The organism is Nocardioides perillae, from assembly GCF_013409425.1.
Taxonomy (GTDB): Bacteria; Actinomycetota; Actinomycetes; order Propionibacteriales; family Nocardioidaceae; genus Nocardioides; species Nocardioides perillae.
Map to the genome: position 1 here is coordinate 2,166,279 of NZ_JACCAC010000001.1, position 23,053 is coordinate 2,189,331.

At 74.8% G+C, this 23,053-nt stretch carries 23 protein-coding genes and 1 pseudogene; 16 read left to right on the top strand and 8 right to left on the bottom strand.

Features of this window, described 5'->3' with window-relative positions; all coding sequences use genetic code 11:
• The first annotated feature begins 15 nt into the window (after window positions 1-15).
• The 4 genes and pseudogenes from BJ989_RS10005 to BJ989_RS10015 all read left to right on the top strand — a co-directional run bounded on the left by BJ989_RS10005 (window position 16) and on the right by BJ989_RS10015 (window position 4,558).
• Window positions 16-2,739 carry a GNAT family N-acetyltransferase gene (locus BJ989_RS10005; protein WP_179518082.1) on the top strand — a complete coding sequence of 908 codons (2,724 nt, stop codon included), beginning with the start codon at window positions 16-18 and terminating at the stop codon, window positions 2,737-2,739.
• Between the two features lie 57 nt (window positions 2,740-2,796).
• Window positions 2,797-3,384 carry a DUF5998 family protein gene (locus BJ989_RS10010; protein ID WP_179518083.1) on the top strand — a complete coding sequence of 196 codons (588 nt, stop codon included), beginning with the start codon at window positions 2,797-2,799 and terminating at the stop codon, window positions 3,382-3,384.
• A 74-nt stretch (window positions 3,385-3,458) separates the two neighbouring features.
• A pseudogene (locus BJ989_RS18765) lies at window positions 3,459-3,650 on the top strand (alkaline phosphatase family protein); the annotation flags it as partial.
• Window positions 3,651-3,745: 95 nt separating this feature from the next.
• Window positions 3,746-4,558, top strand: coding sequence for an alkaline phosphatase family protein (locus BJ989_RS10015; protein ID WP_343049239.1), 813 nt, complete (start codon window positions 3,746-3,748; stop codon window positions 4,556-4,558).
• Window positions 4,559-4,591: 33 nt separating this feature from the next.
• Here BJ989_RS10015 and BJ989_RS10020 read toward each other — a convergent pair whose 3' ends face one another.
• Complete coding sequence (locus BJ989_RS10020) at window positions 4,592-5,248, bottom strand: thymidine kinase (protein ID WP_179518084.1); 657 nt, start codon at window positions 5,246-5,248, stop codon at window positions 4,592-4,594.
• Between the two features lie 66 nt (window positions 5,249-5,314).
• Here BJ989_RS10020 and BJ989_RS10025 point away from each other — a divergent pair, with 66 nt between their 5' ends.
• Window positions 5,315-6,325: an aldo/keto reductase family protein gene (locus tag BJ989_RS10025; RefSeq protein WP_179518085.1), complete on the top strand. Its 1,011-nt coding sequence runs from the start codon at window positions 5,315-5,317 to the stop codon at window positions 6,323-6,325.
• A gap of 14 nt (window positions 6,326-6,339) precedes the next feature.
• Entirely contained in the window at window positions 6,340-7,161 is an 822-nt protein-coding gene (locus tag BJ989_RS10030; protein WP_179518086.1) for a rhodanese-like domain-containing protein, read from the top strand.
• A 17-nt stretch (window positions 7,162-7,178) separates the two neighbouring features.
• Here BJ989_RS10030 and BJ989_RS10035 read toward each other — a convergent pair whose 3' ends face one another.
• Together BJ989_RS10035 and sepH are read right to left on the bottom strand one after the other, a co-directional pair.
• The gene (locus tag BJ989_RS10035; protein ID WP_179518087.1) at window positions 7,179-9,182 is read right to left on the bottom strand and encodes an SDR family oxidoreductase; all 2,004 of its coding nucleotides are present in this window, start codon (window positions 9,180-9,182) and stop codon (window positions 7,179-7,181) included.
• A gap of 112 nt (window positions 9,183-9,294) precedes the next feature.
• On the bottom strand, window positions 9,295-10,332 hold the full coding sequence (gene sepH / locus BJ989_RS10040) for a septation protein SepH (protein ID WP_179518088.1): 1,038 nt from the start codon (window positions 10,330-10,332) through the stop codon (window positions 9,295-9,297).
• An 81-nt stretch (window positions 10,333-10,413) separates the two neighbouring features.
• Between sepH and BJ989_RS10045 the strand changes: the two genes are divergently transcribed.
• The gene (locus tag BJ989_RS10045; protein WP_179518089.1) at window positions 10,414-11,049 is read left to right on the top strand and encodes a trimeric intracellular cation channel family protein; all 636 of its coding nucleotides are present in this window, start codon (window positions 10,414-10,416) and stop codon (window positions 11,047-11,049) included.
• On the opposite strand, the gene BJ989_RS10050 is transcribed toward BJ989_RS10045, so the two are convergent.
• Window positions 11,046-12,380 (bottom strand): MFS transporter, encoded by a 1,335-nt coding sequence (locus BJ989_RS10050; RefSeq protein WP_179518090.1) that lies wholly within the window; start codon window positions 12,378-12,380, stop codon window positions 11,046-11,048. The two genes, BJ989_RS10045 and BJ989_RS10050, sit on opposite strands and share 4 nt — an antisense overlap.
• A 64-nt stretch (window positions 12,381-12,444) precedes the next feature.
• Here BJ989_RS10050 and BJ989_RS10055 point away from each other — a divergent pair, with 64 nt between their 5' ends.
• The 3 genes from BJ989_RS10055 (at window position 12,445) to BJ989_RS10065 (ending at window position 14,838) form a co-directional block, all read left to right on the top strand.
• Window positions 12,445-13,548, top strand: coding sequence for a ferrochelatase (locus BJ989_RS10055; protein ID WP_179518091.1), 1,104 nt, complete (start codon window positions 12,445-12,447; stop codon window positions 13,546-13,548).
• Window positions 13,541-14,350 carry an inositol monophosphatase family protein gene (locus BJ989_RS10060; protein WP_179518092.1) on the top strand — a complete coding sequence of 270 codons (810 nt, stop codon included), beginning with the start codon at window positions 13,541-13,543 and terminating at the stop codon, window positions 14,348-14,350. Before BJ989_RS10055 ends, BJ989_RS10060 begins: the two co-directional genes overlap by 8 nt.
• 197 nt (window positions 14,351-14,547) lie before the next feature.
• The gene (locus BJ989_RS10065; RefSeq protein WP_179518093.1) at window positions 14,548-14,838 is read left to right on the top strand and encodes a DUF4193 domain-containing protein; all 291 of its coding nucleotides are present in this window, start codon (window positions 14,548-14,550) and stop codon (window positions 14,836-14,838) included.
• Between the two features lie 102 nt (window positions 14,839-14,940).
• On the opposite strand, the gene BJ989_RS10070 is transcribed toward BJ989_RS10065, so the two are convergent.
• Both BJ989_RS10070 and BJ989_RS10075 read right to left on the bottom strand, forming a co-directional pair.
• Window positions 14,941-15,258, bottom strand: coding sequence for a DUF4235 domain-containing protein (locus BJ989_RS10070; protein WP_179518094.1), 318 nt, complete (start codon window positions 15,256-15,258; stop codon window positions 14,941-14,943).
• Window positions 15,259-15,300: 42 nt separating this feature from the next.
• Window positions 15,301-15,777, bottom strand: a complete 477-nt coding sequence (locus BJ989_RS10075; protein ID WP_179518095.1) for a DUF3093 family protein — start codon at window positions 15,775-15,777, stop codon at window positions 15,301-15,303.
• A 62-nt stretch (window positions 15,778-15,839) separates the two neighbouring features.
• Between BJ989_RS10075 and dut the strand changes: the two genes are divergently transcribed.
• The 4 genes from dut to BJ989_RS10095 all read left to right on the top strand — a co-directional run bounded on the left by dut (window position 15,840) and on the right by BJ989_RS10095 (window position 18,157).
• The gene (gene dut, locus BJ989_RS10080) at window positions 15,840-16,328 is read left to right on the top strand and encodes a dUTP diphosphatase (protein ID WP_179518096.1); all 489 of its coding nucleotides are present in this window, start codon (window positions 15,840-15,842) and stop codon (window positions 16,326-16,328) included.
• A complete protein-coding gene (locus BJ989_RS10085) occupies window positions 16,325-16,987 on the top strand; it encodes a DUF3710 domain-containing protein (protein WP_179518097.1) in 663 nt (220 codons plus the stop codon). Before dut ends, BJ989_RS10085 begins: the two co-directional genes overlap by 4 nt.
• Before the next feature lie 64 nt (window positions 16,988-17,051).
• Window positions 17,052-17,417 carry an OB-fold nucleic acid binding domain-containing protein gene (locus BJ989_RS10090; protein ID WP_179518098.1) on the top strand — a complete coding sequence of 122 codons (366 nt, stop codon included), beginning with the start codon at window positions 17,052-17,054 and terminating at the stop codon, window positions 17,415-17,417.
• The gene (locus BJ989_RS10095; protein WP_343049241.1) at window positions 17,414-18,157 is read left to right on the top strand and encodes a DUF3159 domain-containing protein; all 744 of its coding nucleotides are present in this window, start codon (window positions 17,414-17,416) and stop codon (window positions 18,155-18,157) included. The genes BJ989_RS10090 and BJ989_RS10095 overlap by 4 nt, the downstream gene beginning before the upstream one ends.
• A gap of 34 nt (window positions 18,158-18,191) precedes the next feature.
• Here BJ989_RS10095 and BJ989_RS10100 read toward each other — a convergent pair whose 3' ends face one another.
• Complete coding sequence (locus BJ989_RS10100) at window positions 18,192-18,863, bottom strand: potassium channel family protein (RefSeq protein WP_179518099.1); 672 nt, start codon at window positions 18,861-18,863, stop codon at window positions 18,192-18,194.
• Window positions 18,864-18,870: 7 nt separating this feature from the next.
• Window positions 18,871-19,518, bottom strand: coding sequence for a potassium channel family protein (locus tag BJ989_RS10105; RefSeq protein ID WP_218849285.1), 648 nt, complete (start codon window positions 19,516-19,518; stop codon window positions 18,871-18,873).
• A 95-nt stretch (window positions 19,519-19,613) separates the two neighbouring features.
• Between BJ989_RS10105 and BJ989_RS17180 the strand changes: the two genes are divergently transcribed.
• A complete protein-coding gene (locus tag BJ989_RS17180; RefSeq protein ID WP_343049242.1) occupies window positions 19,614-21,659 on the top strand; it encodes an APC family permease in 2,046 nt (681 codons plus the stop codon).
• The gene (locus tag BJ989_RS17185; RefSeq protein WP_343049243.1) at window positions 21,656-22,936 is read left to right on the top strand and encodes a class I SAM-dependent RNA methyltransferase; all 1,281 of its coding nucleotides are present in this window, start codon (window positions 21,656-21,658) and stop codon (window positions 22,934-22,936) included. Before BJ989_RS17180 ends, BJ989_RS17185 begins: the two co-directional genes overlap by 4 nt.
• The last annotated feature ends 117 nt before the right edge of the window (window positions 22,937-23,053 follow it).

Genomic DNA, 23,053 nt, shown 5'->3' on the forward strand with positions numbered 1-23,053 from the left:
GTAGATTCTCCCTCCGTGAGCGAGACGCGGACCGACGACCAGCCGCAGCACGCCCCCGCCCCGCGCCACTGGGAGGCCGACGTCCTGCTGCGCGACGGCCGCACCGCCCACATCCGGCCGATCCGCCCCGAGGACGCCGACCTGCTGGTCGAGTTCTACGGCCGCGTCTCGGAGAAGTCGAAGTACTACCGCTTCTTCGCGCCCATGCCGCGGCTCTCCGAGCGCGACGTGCGGCGCTTCACCCAGGTCGACCACGTCACCCGCGTCGCGCTGGTGCTGCTGGTCGGGGGCCGGATGATCGCGGTCGGCCGCTTCGACGTGCTGGACGGCGAGCGCTCGACGCAGGCGGAGGTCGCCTTCCTCGTCGAGGACGAGCACCAGGGCCGCGGCATCGCGCAGATCCTGCTCGAGCACCTCGCGCAGGCCGGTCGCGAGCGGGGGGTCGAGAAGTTCGTCGCCGAGGTGCTCCCCGACAACCAGCGGATGATCCACACGTTCAAGGACGCCGGCTACCAGGTCGCCTCGGGCTACGAGGACGGCGTGCTGGTGCTCGAGTTCCCCATCGACCCCACCGAGACCGCGATCGGGGTCATGCAGCAGCGCGAGCACCGCGCGGAGTCCGCCTCGATCGAGCGGTTCTTCGGCGCCCGCTCGGTCGCGGTGATCGGCGCGAGCCGCCGCCAGGACACCATCGGCCAGGCGCTCGTGCGCAACCTCGTCACCGGCGACTTCACCGGCCGGGTCTACGCGGTCAACCAGGCCGCGACCGCCGTCTCCGGGCTGCCGGCCTACAAGTCGGTGAGCGACATCCCCGACGAGGTCGACGTCGCCGTGGTCGCCGTGCCCGCCGAGTCGGTGCAGGACGTCGTGCTCGACTGCGCGGCCAAGGGCGTGCACGGCCTCGTCGTGATCTCGTCGGGCTTCGCCGAGACCGGCGAGGAGGGGCGACAGCGCCAGCGGCGCCTGGTCGGGCTCGCGCGTTCCTACGGCCTGCGGCTGATCGGCCCCAACTGCCTGGGCGTCATCAACACCGACCCGTCGATCTCGCTCAACGCCTCGCTGTCGCCGCTCATGCCGCCGCGCGGGCGGGCGGGCTTCTTCTGCCAGTCCGGCGCCCTGGGCTCGGCGATCCTCGAGAAGGTCAACAACCGCGGGCTCGGCCTGTCGACCTTCGTCAGCGCGGGCAACCGCGCCGACGTCTCGGGCAACGACCTGCTGCAGTACTGGGAGGAGGACGACTCCACCGAGGTCGTCCTGCTCTACCTCGAGTCGATCGGCAACCCGCGCAAGTTCTCCCGCATCGCGCGCCGGGTCTCCCGGCGCAAGCCGGTGGTCGCGGTGCGCTCGGGCCGCACCACCCAGGGTGTCCCGATGGGCCACGCGGTGCGCACGATCGCCGCGCCGCAGCAGGCCGTCGACGCGATGTTCCGCCAGGCCGGCGTCATCCAGGTCGACACGCTCGAGGAGATGTTCGACGTCGCCCAGCTCGTCGCCCACCAGCCGCTGCCGCGCGGTCGCCGGGTCGCGGTCGTGGGCAACTCCGACGCCCTCGGGCTGCTCGCCGCCGACGCGGCCGCCGCCGTCGGCCTCGTGGTCAACAAGTCGGTCGCGCTCGGCGCCGACGCGACGGCCGAGGACTTCGAGGACGCCCTCGACGCCGCGATCGACGACCCCGAGGTCGACTCGGTGGTCGCGGTCTACATCCCGCCGCTCAACGTCTCCGGCGAGGACGTCGCCAACGTGCTCGCCGCGGTCGGCGAGCAGTCCGACAAGCCGCTGGTGACGACCTTCCTCGGCGCCGAGGGCGTGCCCGAGCTGCTGCGGGTGCCCGACGTCGCCGGCTCGACCGCCGGCCGCGGCTCCGTGCCGTCCTACCCCGCGGTCGAGGCCGCGGTCCGCGCGCTGGCGCGCGTCGTCCAGTACGCCGTGTGGCTGCGCACCCCGGAGGGCACGCCCGTGGCGGAGGACGAGGTCGACACCCGCGCCGCCAGGCGGCTGGTCAACGAGGTGCTGATGCGCCACCCCGAGGGGCGCGACCTGGCCCCCGACGAGCTGCGCGACCTGCTCGCGACCTACGGCATCGAGCTGTGGCCCGCGATCCGCGTCGCCGACCTCGCGGAGGCGCAGGCGGCCGGCGCCGAGCTCGGCTGGGACGTCGTGCTCAAGGCCACCGCCGAGCACCTGCGCCAGCGCCCCGACATGGCGCACGTGTGGCGCAACATCGACACCCCCGAGGAGATGGCCGACGCCTGGGCCGGGCTCACCGAGCTCATCAACGACCCCGACCTCGCCGCCTTCACGGTGCAGCGCACCGCCCCGCCGGGCGTGCCCGTGGCGGTCAGCAGCCTCGAGGACCCGCTCTTCGGCCCGGTCGTCACCTTCGGCATCTCGGGGCCCTTCACCGAGCTCCTCGGCGACAAGTCCTACCGCATCCCGCCGCTCGGGGAGCACGACGCGGCCGACATGGTCCGCGAGGTGCGCTCCTCGCCGCTCCTCTTCGGCTACCGCGGCAGCGAGGTCGTCGACGTCGCCGAGGTCGAGCGCCTGGTGCGCCGCGTCGCGCAGCTGCAGGCCGACCTGCCGCAGCTGCGCTCGACCGAGCTCGGCCTGGTGCTCGCCGGCGCGCACGGCGCCTCGGTGCTCTCGGCCGCGGCGCGCGTCGAGCCGGTCGTCGACGCCCGCTCCGACTGGTTCGTCCGGCGGCTCTCCACGATGCCCGGCGACACGCTGCCCGACTGATCGGCGGGCCTCCCACCGCCGCGCCGCGCGGCGTCGGTGCGTGACACACTGCCGCCCATGCGCAGCCGCACGTCCGACGCCCACGACCCCGCCGCCCGGCTCCGGGACGCGATCCACCGCACGGGCTACTACCCCGAGGTGGTCTCCGACGGCGTCGTCGGTGCGGTCGGCGGCGAGGAGGTCGTCTCCTTCTACGTCCACCACGAGCCGACGATCGAGAACGACGAGGTGCGCCGCCACATCACCGTGGTCGTGCTCACCGCGACCCGCCTCATCCTCTGCCACACCGACGAGCACGCCGGCGACGACCTGCTGCCCGAGCCCTACACCTCGACCTCCACCGAGGCGATCGCGCTGGCGGCGGTCAAGTCGGTCGTCGTCACCCGCATGACCGCCAACCCGACGTCGGGCCCGCGCCCGCCGGCCGAGGCCGTGCTGACCATCGGCTGGGGCGGCGTGGGCCGCATCGACCTCGAGCCGGCCGGCTGCAACGACCCGCAGTGCGACGCCGACCACGGCTACACCGGCGTCGTGTCCTCCGACGACTTCTCCCTGCGGGTCTCCGCCGCGGCCGACGGCGCCGACGCGGTCGCCGGGCTGCTGGCCTTCGCCGACTCGCTGTCGGCCTCCACCCACCAGGTCTGAGGCGGGTCGCGGTGCCCGACGCCCTCGTCGCGCCGGAGTACGGCGCCCGCTCGCTCGCCGACGTCGTCCCGGCGGTGGCGCAGGCGCTCGGCGTCGGCGACGTCGCGGGACCGGCACCGACGGGGCCGTCCGCACTGCTGCTGCCGGACGCCCCGGCGTACGTCCTGCTGCTGGTCGACGGGCTGGGCGCCGAGCTGCTGGCCCGCCACGCCCACGCCGCGCCCTACCTCTCCTCGCTGGCGACCGGTGCGGCCACGGCCACCGCGGGGGTGCCGTCGACGACGGCGACGAGCCTGACCTCGCTCGGCACGGCGCTGCCGCCGGGCGCGCACGGCACGGGTTGGTCGGCTACACCTCGCGGGTGCCCGGCACCGACACCCTGCTCAACGCGCTGCAGTGGGACCGCGACGTCGACCCGCTGGTGTGGCAGCCGCACCCGACGGCCTTCGAGCGGCTGGCGCGCGCGGGGGTCGACGTGGCCGTGGTCAACAAGCGCGACTTCGCCGCCAGCGGGCTCACCCGTGCCGCCCACCGCGGTGGTCGCTACGTCGGGGCCGACACGACCGCGGAGCGCGTCGGCGCGACGCTGGAGGCGACCATGGCCGCCGGCGGCGTGGTGCCGTCGCTGACCTACCTCTACGAGGGCGACCTCGACAAGACCGGCCACCTGCACGGCGTCGCGTCCAGCGAGTGGCTGCAGGCCCTCGCGCAGGTCGACGAGGAGGCCGAGCAGCTGCGCGAGGCGCTGCCGCCCGCCACCCGGCTGCTCGTCATCGCCGACCACGGCATGGTCGACTCGACCGGCGAGGGCCGCCTGGACCTCGACGAGGTGCCCGAGGCGGCGGCGCTGCGCGACGGCCTGGTGCTGCTCGGCGGCGAGGCCCGCTTCCGCCAGCTGTGGTGCCGCGACGGGGCGCTCGACGACGTCGTCGCGACGTGGCGCTCGGTGCTGGGGGAGCGCGCCGAGGTGCTGACCCGCGAGGACGCCGCGGCACGGGGCTGGTTCGGCGAGGTCGCACCGTCGATCGGGCCGCGCATGGGCGACGTCGTGGTCGCCTGCCGCGACGACCTGGTGCTGCTCTCCAGCCGCGACTTCGCGGTCGAGACCCGGCTCGTCGGCTTCCACGGCTCGCTCACCGCCGACGAGATGCTCGTGCCGGTGCTGGTGGGCTGAGCCCCGCCGCCCGGACCGCCCGGGGGCCAGCCGTCAGCCGAAGGGCAGCGGCTCCGGGGCGAGCGAGACGGCACGGGCACGAGCGGCGGTGAGCCGGCGGCGGTGGTGCTGGCGGCAGAGCACCTCGTAGGCGACCACGACGTCGGGGTCGGCCTCGGCCCCCGCGGTGTCGCCGACCACCACCTGGTCGCCCTCGACGACCATCGCGCCGTTCTCGGTGCGGGCGTTGTGGGTGGCGCGCTTGCCGCACCAGCACAGCGCCTCGACCTGCAGCACGTGCGTGCGGTCCGCGAGCTCGACGAGCCGGGCGCTGCCCGGGAAGAGCAGGCTGCGGAAGTCGGTCAGGATGCCGAAGGCGAAGACGTCGACCTGCAGCTCGTCGACCACCTTCGCGAGCTGGTCGACCTGCGCGGTGGAGTAGAACTGCGCCTCGTCGCACACGAGGTAGTCGACGCGCCCGCCCTGGGTCAGCTCCCGGACGACGTAGGTCCAGAAGTCGAAGTCGGGGCCGACCTCGACCGCCTCGTGGGTGAGGCCCAGCCGGCTCGACAGCGTCGCCTCTCCGGCGCGGTCGTGGGCGGTGAAGATGCGGCCCGCGCGGCCCCGCGCCGCGTGGTTGTGGTTGGTCTGGAGCGCCAGGGTGCTCTTCCCTGAGTCCATCGTGCCGGTGAAGAACTGGAGCTCTGCCACGGGGCGGCAGTCTGCCACCCCGACCGCCTCGCCCAGGAGTTGCGGTCGGGCCCTAGGTTGGCCCCCATGGACTTCCGCTACCTCGGACGCAGTGGTCTCAAGGTCTCCGAGATCACCTACGGCAACTGGCTCACCCACGGCTCGCAGGTCGAGAACGACGTCGCCACGCAGTGCGTGCGCGCGGCGCTCGACGCCGGCATCACCACCTTCGACACCGCCGACGTCTACGCCAACACGAAGGCCGAGACGGTGCTCGGCGAGGCGCTCAAGGGCGAGCGGCGCGAGTCGCTCGAGATCTTCACCAAGGTCTACTGGCCCACCGGCCCCGGCGGGCCCAACGACTCCGGGCTGTCGCGCAAGCACGTCCTGGAGTCGATCGACGCCTCGCTGCGCCGGCTGCAGACCGACCACGTCGACCTGTACCAAGCCCACCGCTTCGACACCGAGACGCCGCTCGAGGAGACGATGCAGGCCTTCGCCGACGTCGTCCGGCAGGGCAAGGCCCTCTACATCGGCGTCTCGGAGTGGACCGCCGAGCAGATCCGCGAGGGCGCCGCCATGGCGCGCGACCTCGGCTTCCAGCTGATCTCCAGCCAGCCGCAGTACTCCATGCTCTGGCGCGTCATCGAGGACGAGGTCGTGCCGGCCTCCCGCGAGGTGGGCGTCTCGCAGATCGTGTGGAGCCCGATCGCGCAGGGCGTGCTGACCGGCAAGTACCTCCCCGGGCAGCCCCCGCCGGAGGGCTCGCGCGCCACCGACGAGAAGGGCGGCGCCGACATGATCAAGCGGTTCATGCGCGACGACGTGCTGGAGCGGGTGCAGGCGCTGAAGCCGGTCGCCGAGGAGCTCGACATGTCGATGGCCGCGCTCGCCGTCGCCTGGGTGCTGCAGAACGACAACGTGGCCTCCGCCATCATCGGTGCCTCGCGTCCCGAGCAGGTGCACGACAACGTGGCGGCCGCGGGCGTGCGGATCCCCGAGGACGCGATGCGCCGCATCGACGAGGCGCTGGGCGACGTCGTCGAGCGCGACCCCGGCAAGACCGCCGAGAACGCGCCGAAGAAGCGCCCCACCTGAGCAGGGAGGCACCGGTGCCGGGCCCGCTCGTCGACGCGGCCGCGCTGCGCGACCTCCTGCAGGCAGGGCGGCCCGTCACCGTCCTCGACGTCCGCTACCGCATGGGCGGTCCGCCGGGGCGCGCCGCGTTCGAGGCGGGCCACGTCCCGGGCGCGGCGTACGTCGACCTCGACGCCGACCTGGCCGCCCCGCCGGGCGCGGGCGGACGACACCCGCTGCCGCCCGTCTCGGTGCTGCAGGCGGCGTTGCGCCGCGGCGGGGTCCGCACCGGCGTGCCCGTCGTCGTGTACGACGACTGGTCCGGCCACGCGGCGGCCCGCTGCTGGTGGCTGCTGCGGTGGGCGGGGGTCGAGGACGTGCGCGTGCTCGACGGCGCCTGGCCCGCGTGGGTCGCGGCCGGGGGAGCGGTCGAGACCGGGCCGGGCGCGACGACTCCGCCCGGTGACGTCGTGGTGCGACCGGGCGGCATGCCGGTCGTCGAGGCGGACCGGCTGCTCGACGTCGACGTGCTGGTCGACGCCCGTGCCCCCGAGCGGTGGCGCGGCGAGGTGGAGCCGGTCGACCCCGTCGCGGGACGCGTGCCCGGCGCGGTCAACGTGCCCACCTCCGCCAACCTCGGACCCGACGGCCGGTTCCTCCCCGCAGCGCGGCTGTCGGCCGTCTACGGAGTCGTCGGTGCGGTGCCCGGGGCCGACGTCGCGGCGTACTGCGGCTCGGGGGTGACCGCCTGCCACGACGTGCTGGCCCTGGAGCTCGCCGGGGTGCGCGCGGCGCTCTACCCCGGCTCGTGGAGCGGGTGGATCGCCGACCCCGCCCGCCCCGTCGAGCGTGGCTGAGGAGCCCGCGCCTCAGCTCACCAGTGGACGCCCTTGAAGACCCGGGCCAGCATGATCTGCTCGGACTCGCGCGACCCGCCCGCGTCGACGCCCTTGGCGGCCGCGGAGTCCGGGAAGACGTGGTAGGCCATGTTGAGGACGCGGAAGGCGAGCCGCGGCGCGACCGTGTGGGCGATCGCGCCGGCGTTGCCGAGCGCGGTGTTGATCTCGTGGGGCCGCTCGACCATCGCCTCGACGACGAGGTCGGCGGCCTGGGCGGGGGAGATCGTGGGGAACTTGTCGTAGAGCTTGGTCGGGGCGATCATCGGCGTCCGCACGAGCGGCATGTGGATGTTGGTGAAGGTGATGCCGTCGCCGACGAGCTCGCTCGACACGACGTTGCTCCAGGCGTCGAGGGCGGCCTTGGACGCGACGTAGGCGGAGAACCGCGGCGGGTTGGTCTGCACGCCGATGGAGCTGACGTTGACGACGTGGCCCGAGCGCTGGGCGCGCATCGACGGCACCAGCCCCATCACCAGCCGGATCGCGCCGAAGTAGTTGAGCTGCATCGTGCGCTCGAAGTCGTGGAAGCGGTCCTCGGAGAGCTTCAGCGAGCGGCGGATGGAGCGGCCCGCGTTGTTGACGACGAAGTCGACGCCGCCGAGCTCCTCGGTCACCTGCTCGCAGAGCCGGTCGATGGCGTCGAGGTCGGAGAGGTCGCACGGGAAGACGTGGGCCTGCCCGCCCCGCAGCTCGATCGTGGCGCGGAGCTCCTCGAGCTTGTCCTTGCCGCGGGCCACGAGGACCGGCACGCCGCCGGCCTGGGCGACCTTGAGCGCGGTGACCTGGCCGATGCCCGACGAGGCCCCGGTGATGAGGACCCGCTTGCCGCCGAGGGCCTCGCGGATACGGGGGTCGTCGCCGGTCGAGGTGTCGAGGTGCTCCTCCCAGTAGCCCCACAGCGTGCGGGCGTAGGACTCGAGCACCGGCACCGCGATGCCCGACCCCGCGAGCGCGCGCTCGGTCGCGCGGGAGTCGAAGGTCGCGGTGAAGGACGTGTGGGCGAGCACCTCGGCCGGCACACCGAGGCGACCGACGGTCTGGTCGAGCGCCACCTTGACCGGCGCGGCCCGCAGCAGCCCGCCCACGACGGAGGACGGGCGCAGCGCCCGGGGCAGCAGGCCCGTGACGCCGCCGGTGACGCGGCGGTCGACGGGCGTGGCGAACTGCGGAGCGCCGGCCGCAGCGCAGAAGGCGTTGACCACGTCGACCACCGGCTGCGGCTCGGGGTTGACGAGGTGGAAGGCCTCGCCGTCGTGGCCGGGCGCGTGGGCGAGGTGGTCGATCGCCTTCGCGACGTAGTCGACCGGCACCACGTTGGTGTCGCCGAGGTCGACCCCGACCAGCGGCAGCCAGCCGGGCAGGGTGTCGCGCAGCCGCTTCATCAGCGGGAAGAAGTAGTAGGGGCCGTCGACCTTGTCCATCGCGCCCGTGACGGAGTCGCCCACCACGATCGCGGGCCGGTAGACGCGCCACGGCACCGGTGACTCCTCGCGCACGAGGCGCTCCGACTCGAACTTCGTGCGGTGGTAGGGCGAGGGGAGCGGCTGGCCCTCGTCGAACATCGCCTCGGTGAAGGGGCCGTGGTGGTCGCCCGCGGCGGCGACCGACGAGACGTGGTGGAAGCACCCGGCCTGCAAGGCGCCGGCCAGCTCGAGGGCGTGGCGGGTGCCGCCGACGTTCATCGCCTCGTTGGTGGCGGCGTCGGCGGTCATGTCGTAGATCGCGGCGAGGTGGAAGACGTGCTCCACGGTGCCGACGTGGCTGCGCACCCACTCCTCGGGCACACCGAGGCGCTCCTCGGCGAGGTCGCCGACGACCGGGAAGACCCGGTCAGCGCCCCAGCGGTCGACGAGCGTCTGCAGGCGGGCGAGCGAGCCCGCACGGCACAGCACGAAGACGGCGCCGTCGCGGCGGGCGACGAGCTCGTCGACGAGTCGGCGTCCGATGAACCCGGTCGCGCCGGTCACGAAGTAGGCCATGCGCGGGAGCGTAGACCCCCGAGGGTGCTCCTGGGGAGTGCTCGTGCGACCTCGTCGGACGTGGTATTACCCACCAGTAACCTCTGGCGGGGTCGCGCGTGGGACGGGCGGGTCAGCCCTTGTCGCCGCCGCCGAACATGATCTCGTCCCAGCTCGGCACCGAGGCGCGGCGCCCGCGCTTGCCGGGGCGGCGGGCGGGCTGCTCCTCGACCGGGGCGTCCGCGGGGGCCTCGGCGGGATCCGAGGGCGGGGCAGCGGAGCTGCCGGCCGGTGCGGTGGCGGGGGTGGTCGGGGCTGCGGCGTCGCGCTCCCCGCGCACCCGAGCGGCCGTCTCTGTCAGGTCCACCGTGGACTCGTCGGGTCCCGCTCCGGGTGCGGCGCCGGGGCCGGGGTCGCCGGGGCCGGGGTCGTCGGGATCGGCGCTGCGCACGAGCGCGAGCGCGTCGGCACCGAGCGGCAGCTCCTGGTCGGCTTCGTCGACGACCGTGCGACGGCGACGGCGGGCCGCCTCGAGGTCGTCGGTCGCCGCTGCGCCGGCGGCCTCGGGCTCGGGCGCCGCCACCTCCTCGCCGACCAGCCAGCGGGCGTCGTCGTCGTCGAGGGTGACGTAGTTGCCGGGCGGGTCGTAGGTGAAGGACGCGGTGCCGGCGCGCCCGGGTGCGTCGTACGCCGCGTGGAGCGACCAGCGGCCGTCGTCGCGGCGCCACGCGTCCCACAGGACCTCCGCGTCGGGCGTGCCGAGGGCGCGCAGCCGCAGCGCGACGAGGTCGCCGAGGGTGCGGGCGCCGCCGGGGGCCGGCTCGCCGCTGCGGCGGCGCACCGAGGAGCGCTGGGCGCGGTCGGCCACGTGGGCGCGCTCGGCCAAGACGGGACGGGCGTAGACCAGCACGCGCTCGACCGGGGTGCCGGCGGCCTCGGCGACCGCCTCGGGCGACTCGCCGGCGCGCACGCGGGCCTGGATGTCGCGGGGGCGCAGGGCGTTGTCGGAGCTGTCCACTCTGGTCTCCATCTGGCCGGTGCGGGCGGGCGCGCCCCGGAGGGCGGCGCGGAGGCGGTCGTCCACGTCGAGGGTGTGCTCGGCGCCCTCGGTGTCGACCAGGCGGAGGCGGCGGCCGTCCTCGCTCGTCCCCGCGAGCGTGAGGTGCGCCATCGCCTGCCCTGTCTCCTGCCGTCGGGGTCGTCCCTCTCCGCACCGAGCCTACGCCCCGGCGGCCCCCGCTAGGGTCGCGCCATGCCGTCGGCCGACCCTGCCCCGCTGCTGGTCGTGCTGGACCTGGTCGGCATCTTCGTCTTCGCGATCTCCGGCGCCCTGGTCGCCGTGCGCAAGGAGCTCGACCTCTTCGGCGTGCTCGTGCTGGCCGGGGCGACGGGGCTCGGCGGCGGCTTCGTGCGCGACGTCCTCATCGGCGCCGTGCCGCCGGCGGCCCTCGCCGACTGGCGCTACCTGCTGGTGCCCGCGGTCGCGGGGGTGACGGCGTTCTTCGTGCACCCGACGCTCGGTCGCTGGGAGCGGCAGGTCAACGTCTTCGACGCCTTCGGCCTGGCCCTCTTCTGCGTGGTCGGTGCGCTCAAGGCCTCCGCCTACGGCCTCGAGGTCGTGCCGGCGGCCCTCATGGGCATGCTCACCGGCATCGGCGGCGGCATGCTGCGCGACGTGCTCGCCGGCCGGGTGCCGGTGATCTTCCGCGGGGAGCTCTACGCCACCCCTGCACTGGCCGGCGCCGCCCTCGCCGTCGGCGGGGTCGAGCTCGGCCTGCCGGTGGTCGTCGTGGCGCCGGTCGCGGCCGCGGTGTGCCTCGTGTGGCGCCTGCTCGCGCTGTGGCGCGGCTGGCAGGCGCCGCTCCCACGCGGCTCGGCCAGCGTCTAGGGCGAGTCGGCCGCAGCCGTCGCCGCGCTGCCGGGTGCACCGGGTGCACCTGCGTCCCCACCGCCCGCGACGCCGTCGGGCAGCCGGTCGGCCTGGCGCGGCAGCGCCTGCGCGGCGAGGGCGGCGAGCACGCCCGCGCCGAGGCTGACGAGGTAGGCCGCGGACGCGCCCGCCGCGTCGACCACCGCGCCGCTGAGGGCGGCACCGGGGGCGACGCCGGCGACGAGCCCGGTGTGCACGACGGCGAGCCCCTCGGTCAGCCGCCGCCGCGGCACGACCTGCTCGGTGAGCGAGACCGTCGCGATGAGGGTCGGTGCGATGGTGCCGCCGCCGACGAGCAGGAGCGCGCCCATCACCGGGACCGACCCGACGAGCGCGAGGGGCGCCATCGCGAGCGCCATCAGCGCCGCGCCCCAGCGCAGCCGGCTCGCGGGGCCGCGCCGCCACGTCAACGCGCCGGTCACGACGCCCGAGACGAGGCTGCCGAGCGCCCACAGCGCCAGCAGCAGGCCGGCCCACGCCTGCGAGCCCTGCTCCTCGGCGAAGGCGACCGTGGTGACCTCGGCAGCGCCGAAGAGCACCCCGAGCATGGCGGAGACCACGACGAGCGGGGCGAAGGTGCGCCACGGCAGCCGCGGCCCGCGCGGCGCCCCGGTCTCGCGGGCGTGCACCGGGGGCGCGGTCGCGCCCTGCGCCGCGAAGGCCAGGCCACCGCCGACGCCGGCGACCACCGCCACGCCGAGGCCGGCGGCGGGGGAGACGGTCGTGGCGAGGAGGGTCACGACGATGGGTCCGAGGATGAAGACCGCCTCGTCGACGACCGCCTCCAGCGCGTACGCCGACTGCACGTCGGCGGGCTGGTCCAGCACGTGGGCCCACCGCGCCCGCACCGCGGAGCCGATCTGCGGCAGGCTCGCGCCCGCGCAGGCCGCCGTGGCGTAGGCCGTCCACGTCGGCCAGCCGGCCTCGACCGCCGTGACGAGGGCGACGGTGGAGACGCCGAAGGCGACGCTGGCCGCGGCGAGCACCCGGCCCTGCCCGAGCGCGTCGAGCAGCCGGCCCTGCACGATGGCGACCACGGCGTTGGCGACGGTGTAGGCGGCCGCGACGCTGCCGGCCAGGCCGTAGGAGCCGCTGGCGCCCTGCACCAGCAGGACGATGCCGAGGCCGAGCATCGAGATCGGCAGCCGCGCCACCAGGCCGGTCGCGCTGAAGCGCAGCGCCCCGGGCGTCGCGAGCACCCGCCGGTAGGCCGTGGTCAGCCCCGCTCGCTGCTCGCCGCCGCCCGTGCCTCCGGGCTGCGCCGCCTCCACCCCGTCCCCCCTGCTCACGCCGAGAGGGTAGGACGCCCCGGTCCCCGCGGCCGCATTGCGGGCGCTGCCTAGGATCAGCGGCATGACCGCCCCCGACGTCGCGCCCTACGACGCCCTGCTCCTCGTCTCCTTCGGCGGGCCCGAGAAGCCCGAGGACGTCGTGCCCTTCCTCGAGAACGTCACCCGCGGTCGCGGCATCCCGCGCGAGCGGCTCGAGGAGGTCGGCGAGCACTACTTCCTCTTCGGCGGCAAGTCGCCGATCAACGACCAGAACCGCGCGTTCCTGGCCGCGCTGCGCGAGGACCTCGCGGCGGCCGGTCTCGACCTGCCCGTCTACTGGGGCAACCGCAACTGGGACCCCTACCTCGCCGACACGCTCGCCGAGATGGCGCGCGACGGCGTGCGACGGGCGGCGTGCTTCTTCACCTCGGTCTACTCCTCCTACTCCGGGTGCCGGCAGTACCGCGAGAACCTCGCCGAGGCCTCCGCCGCGGTCCGCGAGCAGGGCCTGGAGCCGCCGGTGCTCGACCGGCTGCGGCTGCCCTACAACCACCCCGGTTTCGCGGAGGCCAACGTCGACGCCACCCTGGCGGCGCTCGCCGAGCTGCCGACCGAGGTGCGCGACGGCGCCCGGCTGGTCTTCGTGACCCACTCGATCCCGACGGCGATGGACGAGTCGGCCGGCCCCGACGGGCACGCCTACACCCGGCAGCACCACGCGATCGCCGAGCACGTCGTCCTGCGGGTGCAGGAGGAGACCGGTCGGCGCCACCGCCACGACGTCGTCTTCTGCTCGCGCTCCGGCCCGCCGCACGTGCCGTGGCTCGAGCCCGACGTCAACGACCACCTGCGCGCGCTGCAGCAGGCGGGGGAGGGCGCCGCCGTGCTGGTGCCGATCGGCTTCGTCTCCGACCACATGGAGGTCATCTACGACCTCGACACCGAGGCGCTCGCCACGGCCGAGGAGATCGGGATGCCGGTGACCCGCGCCGCGACGGCCGGCGTCGACCCGCGCTTCGTGGCGACGGTGCGCGACCTGCTGGTCGAGCGCGCGGCGGCCGAGACCGGCCGCGACGTCTCCCGCGCCACCGTGGGCGGGCAGCGCGCGGTCCACGACCGCTGCCCCGCGCACTGCTGCCCCAACCTGCGCGGACCCCTGCCCACCCTCTGCGGCGCGGATGCCTGAGCCGGCCGTCGACGACCGGCTGCTCGGCGAGCTGCGGGGCGTCGCCCTCGAGGTGGCCGGGCGCGCCGCGGAGCTCGTGCGCGACCGCCGCCTGGGCGACGTCGAGGTCGCGGCGACCAAGTCGAGTGCCGTCGACGTCGTCACCGAGGCCGACCGCGCCAGCGAGGCCCTCGTGACCGAGCTGCTCGCCGAGCTGCGCCCCGACGACGCACTGCTGGGCGAGGAGGGCGCCAGCGCCCCCGGCTCCAGCGGGGTGCGCTGGGTCGTCGACCCGATCGACGGCACGGTCAACTTCCTCTACGGCATCCCGCAGTACGCCGTGTCCCTGGCCGCCGAGGTCGACGGCGAGGCGGTCGTCGGCGTCGTGGTCAACGCCGCGACCGGCACCGTCTACGAGGCCGCCCTCGGCCAGGGTGCCCTGCGCGACGGCCGCCCCCTCGCCGTGCGCGACCCGGCGCCCCTCGCCGAGCGGCTGGTGCTCACCGGCTTCAGCTACGACGCCGGGCTCCGCGAGCTCCAGGCGGCCTCGCTCGTGCGGCTGCTGCCGCGCATCCGCGACGTGCGGCGCCGTGGCTCGGCCGCGCTCGACCTGTGCCACGTCGCGGAGGGCACCGCCGACGGCTACGTCGAGGAGGGCGTGAACCTCTGGGACCACGCCGCCGGGGGCCTCGTGGCCCGCGAGGCCGGCGCCCGCACCGAGCTCACCACCGGGCAGGGCGGTCTCGACCTCCTGCTGTGCGCGCCCGCCCACGGCTTCGAAGAGCTGCGCGCCGCGGTGGTCGAGGCCGGCTTCCTCGGCTGACGGGCGCTGAGGCGAGGGACACACCGCCCCACCCCCCTGGGGGGAACAACCCCACCGTGCCGCACGTTGGCTGGACCGGGTCCCGGTCCCGGTGCAGACACCGCCGGCGCGATGGTGCACAATCCGGCACCGACGAGGGCCCCGACCCGCACCGCCCGGCGAGCGCCGGGCACCGACTTCCCCGGCAGGAGCACACCATGGCGACCGACTACGACGCACCGCGCAAGACCGAGGAGGACCAGAGCGAGGAGAGCATCGAGGAGCTCAAGGCCCGCCGCCACGACAAGAACTCCGGCAAGGTCGACGAGGACGAGACCGAGGCCGCCGAGTCCTTCGAGCTCCCCGGCGCCGACCTGTCCCACGAGGAGCTCGCCGTCGAGGTCAAGCCCAAGCAGGACGACGAGTTCACCTGCATGAGCTGCTTCCTGGTCCACCACCGCAGCCAGCTCGCGGACGAGGGCAAGATGATCTGCCGCGACTGCGTCTGAGCCGCTACCGCACCTCCGCACTACCCACACGCACGACGAGGGCCGCACCAGCAGGTGCGGCCCTCGTGCTGTCCGTGGGTGCCCGCGCGGGCACCGTCGTGCTCAGGTGGTGGGCGCCCCCGCGGCGTCGGCGTGCTGGCCGTCCTTCTGCAGCTCCGGCGGCAGGTGGCCGGTCGACTTCAGGTAGTAGCCGGCCGCCCGGCGGGTGAAGGCCATGCGCACGATCTGGATGATCGCGCCGCTGGCAGCCGCCCAGAGCACCGCCTCGCGCAGGTCGACGTCGGGGTCGGCGGGGTTCGCCGGAGGGTTCTTGCCCGTGGCGGCGCGCCACGAGGTGTTGAGCGCCTTCTTCGCCACCGCCGCACCCATGAGGGCCGAGCCGAGCGAGAAGACCGACCACGCCTTGGAACCCGATGCCATCTGTCCTCCATCTCGAGACTGGAGGGCAACCCTAGCCGGGGCTCAGCGCGGGTCGCTCGCCCGGCGGCCGTCGCGGGCGGCCTCCAGTGCGGCCACCAGCCGCTGCGGGTGGCGTGTCGAGACCAGCCAGTAGGGCGTCGGGTCGGCCGGGTCGCGCAGCTCCACCTTGACGCTGCGCTTGAGGTAGGGCCGCAGCAGCAGGAAGGCTCGCGCGTCGGCCTCGACGCCGGCGGTGCGCCGCGTGGCCTCGCGGTCCAGCGCCGTGGCCGGGCCGAGGTGGCGCACGTCGATGCGCGCCCGCCCGGCCTGCAGCTCGGCGCCGTCGGGAGTGGTGACCACCCGCACCGGGGCACGGCCGTAGGCGAGCAGGAAGAGCGCCACCAGCGCGAGCGCGACGCCGGTGACGGCCCACGCGAGCGGCTCGGGCACGGCGACGACGAGGGCGAGCCACAGGCTGGCCACCAGCATCGTGCCCTGCACCCACCACCGCAGCGGGACCGTCAGGCGTTCGGTGTGCACGCCACGATCCTCCCACTCCGGCGGGAACGGCCCCGAGGGGGGCGGAGGGCTACCCTCGCGCGGTGCCCGACCTCGACGTGCTGCTGACCCGCCTCGACCCCGACCTCCCGCTCCCGGCGTACGCCCACCCCGGCGACGCGGGCGCCGACCTGCGCACGACGGTCGACGTGCGCCTGGCGCCGGGGGAGCGTGCCCTGGTGCCGACCGGTGTCGCCCTCGCGGTCCCGCAGGGCTACGTCGCGCTGGTGCACCCCCGCTCGGGGCTCGCCGCGCGGCACGGCCTGTCGGTGCTCAACACCCCGGGCACGGTCGACGCGGGCTACCGCGGCGAGGTGAAGGTGCTCCTGGTCAACCTCGACCCGCGCGAGCCCCTCGAGCTGCGTCGCGGCGACCGCGTGGCGCAGCTCGTGGTGCAGCGCGTCGAGCAGGTGCGCTTCGTGGAGGTCGACACCCTGCCGGGGAGTGAGCGGGGCGACGGCGGTTACGGTTCCACCGGGGGCTTCGGTCGTGCCGCGGCTCCCGGCCCGTCCGCAACCGAGGAGTCGTCGTGAAGTTCCGCCGCAAGTCCGCCGCGCAGTCCACCGACGAGGCAGCCGACTCCTCGGTCGACCTCGAGGGCCAGGAGCTCGGCGAGGACGAGGAGGTCCTCGTGCACGGCCCCGTCGACGCCGACGACCTCGACCTGGACTCCTTCGGCGACGAGGCGCCGCCGTGGGTCGACCTCGGCTCGCTGCTCATCACGCCCGAGCCGGGGATGCAGCTGCGGATGCAGGTCGACGAGCAGAGCCAGCGGGTGCAGGCGATCATCCTGACCGGTCCCGACGGGGCGCTCGAGGTCATGGCCTTCGCGGCCCCGCGCGGCGGCGGGCTCTGGGACGAGGTGCGGCCGCAGATCGCGGCCGACATGGCGCGCCGCGGCGGCACCGCGACCGAGGTCGACGGCCGCTGGGGCAAGGAGCTCGACTGCCGCATCACCGTGCAGCGCGGCGACGGCAGCCCCGCGACGCAGCCGTCGCGCATCATCGGCATCGACGGCCAGCGCTGGATGTTGCGCGCCACGCTGCTCGGCCGCCCGGCCGTCGACCGCGAGGCCGCCGAGCACTGGGAGGCCGTGCTGGCCAACGTCGTGGTGCGCCGCGGCAAGGAGCCCATGGCGGTCGGCGACCAGCTGCCCGTCGTCCTGCCGCCCGACGCCCGGCCCGTCTCCTGACCCGTCTGCTGACCCGTCTGCTGACCCGGCACGCGACCGGGTCGTCCTGACCTACGCTGGAGCCATGACCGCAGGCACGAGCCGGCTGCGCCGGACGATCAGTGCGTGGGCCGACGTGAAGGGCCAGGAGGCCCGTGACCTGCGCCGCGAGACCGAGCAGTCCGGCTGCGCCTGCATCGCCGAGTGCGGCGAGCGGGCCCGGGTGGTCCTGCGCGGCACGCTCAGCTCGGTGATGCTGCGCCCCCGCGGGGGCGTCCCGGCCCTCGAGGCCGAGCTCGACGACGGGTCGGGCCGCCTCAGCCTGATCTGGCTCGGCCGTCGCCGCATCGCCGGCATCGGGCCCGGCACCAAGATCCAGGTCGAGGGGCGCATCGGGGTCCAGGACGGCATGCGCGTGCTGTGGAACCCCCGCTACGAGCTGCTCCCGTGACCGCCGGCGAGCGCACCCCCGACGCCCGTCCGGCGGCCGGGCCCGCCGCGGCCCCGGCGCCCGACGCCCAGACCGTCGAGGCCGTCGTGCGCGCCCAGCTCGCCCGGGCGCTCGGCGGTCGCCGCGGCATGCTCGAGGCCGCGCTGCCCACGGCGCTGTTCACCGTCACGTGGCTGCTGGGCGACGACCTCAGGCTCGCGCTCGGCGTCAGCGTGGGTGCCGCGCTGGTCCTGCTCGCCGTCCGGATGGTGCAGCGCAGCTCGGTGCAGTTCGTCGTCAACGCGCTGGTGGGCATCGGCATCGGCTGGCTCTTCGTCACGATGTCGGCCCGCTCCGGCGGCAGCGAGGACGAGCAGGCCCTGGCCTACTTCCTGCCCGGCATCCTCTACAACGGCGGCTACACCGTCGTCCTCGCCCTCACCTGCCTCGTCGGCTGGCCGCTGGTCGGCTTCATGGTCGGCTCCGTCACCGGCGACGCGACCGCGTGGCACGACGACCGGCAGGTGGTGCGGCTGTGCACGCGCCTCACGTGGATCCTGGTCCTGCCGTGCGCCGTGCGCGCCCTCGCGCAGGGCCCGGTGTGGCTCGCGGGCCGCTCGGGCTCCCTCGACCCCGACGTGGCCGTCGCCGTGCTCGGCGCGATGAAGGTCGGCATGGGCTGGCCGCTGCAGCTCGCCGCGCTGGGCGCCATGGTGTGGCTGCTGGCGCGCGGCAGCACGCCGGTGGGCCGCCCGGCCTGACGGCGTACGCCGGGCCCTGGGGGCCGCGGGCCCGTCAGCCGCCGTGCAGCGTGGGCGCCAGCAGTCGCTCGAGCGCGTCCTCGGTCTCGGCGGGCACGACGAAGAGGAGCTCGTCGCCGGCCTCGACCGGCTGCTCGTCGGCCGGCACGTAGACCTGGCCGTCGCGCAGGATGGTGACGAGGGCGCAGTTCTCGGGCAGCGGGATGAGCCCGACGGGCTTGCCGACGTAGGGCGAGTCCTCGGGCAGCGTCATCTCGACGAGGTTGGCGCCGCCCTTGCGGAAGGTGAACAGGCGCACCAGGTCGCCGACCGAGACGGCCTCCTCGACCAGCGCCGACATGATGCGCGGCGTCGAGACGTTGACGTCGACGCCCCAGGCCTCGGTGAAGAGCCACTCGTTGTTGGGGTGGTTGACCCGTCCCACGGTGCGCGGCACGCCGAACTCCGTCTTGGCCAGCAGCGAGGTGACGAGGTTGACCTTGTCGTCGCCGGTCGCGGCGATGACCACGTCGCAGCGGTCGAGCGAGGCCTCCTCCAGCGAGGACAGCTCGCAGGAGTCGGCGAGCAGCCACTCGGCGTGCGGGACCCGCTCGGGCTTGATCGAGGCGGCGTTCTTGTCGATCAGCAGCACCTCGTGGCCGTTGTCGATGAGCTCGCGGGCGATGGAGCGGCCGACGGCCCCCGCTCCGGCGATGGCGACGCGCATGTCCCCTCTACTCCTGCTCGGGTCCGCGCTCGAGCACGGCGTAGGCGTGGGCGGCGTTCTCCTCGCGCATGACCAGGTGCAGGAGGTCGCCCTCCTGCAGCACCGTCTCGCGCACGGGCAGCATGCCCTCGCCGAGGCGGTCGATCCACGCGATGCGCGAGCGCGACTGCTGCTGGAAGACGATGGTGCGACCGCCGATCCAGGCCTCGGGCACGGGCACCTGGTCGAGGCGGATCGTGCCGGAGGGGTCGCGGAAGTCGGGCTCGGCGCCGGCCGGCAGCAGCCGGCGCAGCACCTGGTCGGCCGTCCACTTCACCGTCGCGACGGTGGTGATGCCGAGGCGCTGGTAGACCTCGGCGCGGCCGGGGTCGTAGATGCGGGCCACGACCTGGTCGATGCCGAAGGTCTCGCGGGCCACCCGGGCGGCGATGATGTTGGAGTTGTCGCCGGAGGAGACGGCCGCGAAGGCGTCGGCGCGGCGGATGCCGGCCTTCTCCAGGACCTCCTGGTCGAAGCCGATGCCGGTGACCTTGTCGCCGTTGAACTCCGGGCCGAGGCGGCGGAAGGCGTCCGGCTCGCTGTCGATGACCGCGACGGTGTGGTGGCGGTCCTCCAGGCTGCGGGCCAGCGTGGAGCCCACCCGGCCGCAGCCCATGATCACGACGTGCACACCGGCACGGTACTCCAGCGGACCCCTCCCGGACGCGTCGGTGCAGGCCGTGGGCGCCGCGGGGTCTAGCCTTGCCGGTCGTGGGTGTCGGCGACGTCTCGAAACGGATCCTGCTGGGGCGCAAGCTGCGCAGCTCGCAGGTGGGCGAGACCCTGCTGTCGAAGAAGATCGCCTTCCCGGTCTTCGCCAGCGACGCGCTGTCGTCGGTGGCCTACGCCCCCGACGAGATCTTCATCATCTTGTCGCTGGCGGGCATCTCGCTCTACGCCTACTCGTGGTGGATCGCCCTGGCCGTCGCGGTGGTGATGGTGACCGTCGTCGCCTCCTACCGCCAGACGGTGCACGCCTACCCCAGCGGCGGCGGCGACTACGAGGTGGCGATGGTCAACCTCGGCCCCCGCGCCGGCATGACGGTCGCGAGCGCGCTCATCGTCGACTACGTCCTCGTGGTGGCGGTGTCGCTCTCCTCGGCCGCGCAGTACGCCGCGTCCGCGATCGGGTTCGTCAGCGGGCACGAGGCGACGGTCGCCACGGTGCTCGTCGTGGCGCTCACCGTGGTCAACCTCCGCGGCGTCCGCGAGTCGGGCGCCTGGTTCGCCCTGCCGGCGTACGCCTTCGTGCTCGGCCTCGGCACCATGCTCGCCGTCGGCGCGGTCCGCGCACTGTCCGGCACCCTGCCGCCTGCCGAGAGCGCCGAGCTGCGGATCGTCGAGGCCGAGGGCTACGAGGGCACGCTGACGACGGTCGCGCTGGTCTTCCTGGTCGCGCGCGCCTTCTCGTCGGGCTGTGCGGCGCTGACGGGTGTCGAGGCGATCTCCAACGGCGTGCCGGCCTTCCGCAAGCCGAAGAGCCGCAACGCCGCCACCACCCTCGGGCTGCTGGCGCTGGTCGCGATCACGCTCATGATGGGCGTCGTCACGCTCGCCAACGAGATGCGCGTGCGCTACGTCGACCCCAACGAGGGCGAGCGCCTCGTCGACGCGGCCGGGCGCCCCGTCGAGCTGGAGCAGCAGACCCTCATCGCGCAGATCGCCGAGGGCGTGTTCGACACCTTCCCCCCGGGCTACTACTTCGTGGTGCTGGCCACCGGCGTCATCCTCGTGCTGGCCTCCAACACCGCGTTCAACGGCTTCCCGGTGCTGGGGTCGATCCTGGCCCGCGACGGCTTCGCGCCGCGCGCGCTCGGCTCGCGCGGGGACCGCCTGGCCTACAGCAACGGCATCGTCTTCCTCGCCGTGCTCGCCGTCGTCCTCATCGTGGCCTTCGACGCCGAGGTCACCCGGCTGATCCAGCTCTACATCGTCGGCGTTTTCGTCAGCTTCAACCTCAGCCAGCTCGGGATGATGCGCCACTGGACGCGTCAGCTGGCCTCGGAGGGCGACCCCGCCGTGCGGCGCCGGATGCAGCGCTCGCGCGCCATCAACGGCTTCGGCCTGGCCATGACCGCGGTGGTCTTCGTGATCATCCTGGTGACCAAGTTCCTCGCCGGCGCCTGGATCGCCCTGCTCGCGATGGGCACCTTCTACCTGCTGATGAGCGGGGTACGCCGGCACTACACCGCGGTGTCGGAGGAGCTCGCCGCCGACGAGCAGGACAAGGTGCTGCCGACCCGGGTGCACGCCATCGTGCTGGTGTCCAAGCTGCACAAGCCGACGCTGCGCGCGCTGGCCTACGCCAAGGCGATGCGGCCCAACGTGCTCGAGGCCGTCTACGTCGGCACCGACGCGCGCGAGGCCAACCGGCTGGTCGACGAGTGGGACGCCCGGCGCGTCGACGTGCCGCTCAAGATCCTGCACTCGCCCTACCGCGAGCTGGTGCGCCCGACCGTCGACTACGCGACCGAGATCCGCAAGGCCAACCCGCGCGGCGTCGTCGCGGTCTTCATCCCGGAGTACGTCGTGGGGCACTGGTGGGAGCAGCTGCTCCACAACCAGACCGCGCTGCGCCTCAAGGGCCGGCTGCTCTTCACCCCCGGCGTCATGGTCATCTCGGTGCCCTTCCAGCTGCGCTCCTCGCAGGCGGCCCTGGAGCGCGAGGAGCGCGACGTCGACCGCGTGCGGCCGGGCGACCTGCGCGCCGGGCGCGTGCGCGTCGACGAGCCCGGTGGGCAGGTGCACGGGCGGTGACGCGGCGGGTGCGGCCGCGCCGCGAGCGCGGCCGCTCGCGGGTGGGGGAGCGCTTCACCGCCGACGTCGGCCCCGTCGCGCACGGGGGCCACTGCGTCGCGCGGGTGCCGGTCGACCCCACCGACCCCGCCGACCCCGCCGACCCCGCCGACCCCGCCGACCCCGCGGCGACGCGCGTCGTCTTCGTGCGCCACGCGCTGCCGGGCGAGCGGGTCGTGCTGCAGGTGACCGAGGGGGGCGAGCGCGACCGCTTCTGGCGCGCCGACGCCGTCGAGGTGCTGGAGGCCTCGCCCGACCGGGTCGTGCCGCCGTGCCCCGTGGCGGGGCCCGGGCTGTGCGGTGGCTGCGACTTCCAGCACGTGCGCCTCGCGCGGCAGCGCGCGCTCAAGGCGGAGGTCGTCACCGAGCAGCTGCGGCGCCTGGCGGGGCTCGACGAAGCGGCGCTCGCGGAGGTCGTGGGCCCGGGGGGCCTGGTCGTCGAGCCGGTGCCGGGTGACGACGACGGCCTGCGCTGGCGCACCCGCGCCCGTTTCGCGGCCGCGCCCGGCGGCGGCCGGGGGATGCGCGCCCACCGCTCGCGCCGCGTCGTCCCGGTCGACGACTGCCTCATCGCCGCCCCCGGGGCCCGGGTCGAGGTCGTCGACGGCTCGACCGACTCCGACACCGTCGTGGCGGGGCAGGGTCCGGCTCGCGCGGGGGAGCCGCCCGTCGTCGAGGTGGTCGAGGCGGGCGGGGTGCGCCACGAGCTCGCCGTCGCCGCCGACGGCTTCTGGCAGGTCCACCCCGGCGCGCCTGCGGTCCTCGTCGAGACCGTGCTCGGGCTGCTCGACCCGCAGCCGGGGGAGCGGGCCCTCGACCTCTACTCCGGCGTCGGGCTCTTCGCCCGCTTCCTCGCCGACCGCGTCGGCGAGCGCGGCCGCGTCGTCGCCGTCGAGGGCGACCGCACGGCCGTGGGCCACGCCGTGCGCAACCTCGCCGACGCCGCGTGGGCCCGCCCGCTCGCCGGCCGCGTGGACGAGGTGCTCGCCACCTCGCTCGACGAGCCCTTCGACGTCGTCGTGCTGGACCCGCCGCGCGAGGGTGTCCGCCGCGCCGTGGTCGAGCAGGTCGTCGACCGCGCGCCGCGCGCCGCGGCGTACGTCGCCTGCGACCCCGCCGCGCTCGCCCGCGACGTCGCGACCTTCGCCGAGCACGGCTACCGCCTCACCGCCCTGCGCGCCTTCGACGCCTTCCCCATGACGCACCACGTGGAGTGCGTCGCGCTCCTCGAGCGCTGACCCGGGCCGCCCCCGCGGAGAGGTGCGATCCGCCTCGACGTCATGTATCTTGATGTCAAGACAACTGCTGCCGCCGACTTAGGCGAGCCTGTCTTCCGCGGGGCTTCCCTGCGAGGG

Excerpts from the sequence above, each read along its gene's own strand:
- BJ989_RS10010 (WP_179518083.1), top strand. The coding sequence starts at position 2,797 with ATGCGCAGCCGCACGTCCGACGCCCACGACCCCGCCGCCCGGCTCCGG.
- BJ989_RS10025 (WP_179518085.1), top strand. The coding sequence starts at position 5,315 with ATGGACTTCCGCTACCTCGGACGCAGTGGTCTCAAGGTCTCCGAGATC.
- BJ989_RS10035 (WP_179518087.1), bottom strand. The coding sequence starts at position 9,182 with ATGGCCTACTTCGTGACCGGCGCGACCGGGTTCATCGGACGCCGACTC.
- sepH (WP_179518088.1), bottom strand. The coding sequence starts at position 10,332 with ATGGCGCACCTCACGCTCGCGGGGACGAGCGAGGACGGCCGCCGCCTC.
- BJ989_RS10045 (WP_179518089.1), top strand. The coding sequence starts at position 10,414 with ATGCCGTCGGCCGACCCTGCCCCGCTGCTGGTCGTGCTGGACCTGGTC.
- BJ989_RS10055 (WP_179518091.1), top strand. The coding sequence starts at position 12,445 with ATGACCGCCCCCGACGTCGCGCCCTACGACGCCCTGCTCCTCGTCTCC.
- BJ989_RS10060 (WP_179518092.1), top strand. The coding sequence starts at position 13,541 with ATGCCTGAGCCGGCCGTCGACGACCGGCTGCTCGGCGAGCTGCGGGGC.
- BJ989_RS10065 (WP_179518093.1), top strand. The coding sequence starts at position 14,548 with ATGGCGACCGACTACGACGCACCGCGCAAGACCGAGGAGGACCAGAGC.
- BJ989_RS10070 (WP_179518094.1), bottom strand. The coding sequence starts at position 15,258 with ATGGCATCGGGTTCCAAGGCGTGGTCGGTCTTCTCGCTCGGCTCGGCC.
- BJ989_RS10090 (WP_179518098.1), top strand. The coding sequence starts at position 17,052 with ATGACCGCAGGCACGAGCCGGCTGCGCCGGACGATCAGTGCGTGGGCC.
- BJ989_RS10100 (WP_179518099.1), bottom strand. The coding sequence starts at position 18,863 with ATGCGCGTCGCCATCGCCGGAGCGGGGGCCGTCGGCCGCTCCATCGCC.
- BJ989_RS10105 (WP_218849285.1), bottom strand. The coding sequence starts at position 19,518 with ATGGGCTGCGGCCGGGTGGGCTCCACGCTGGCCCGCAGCCTGGAGGAC.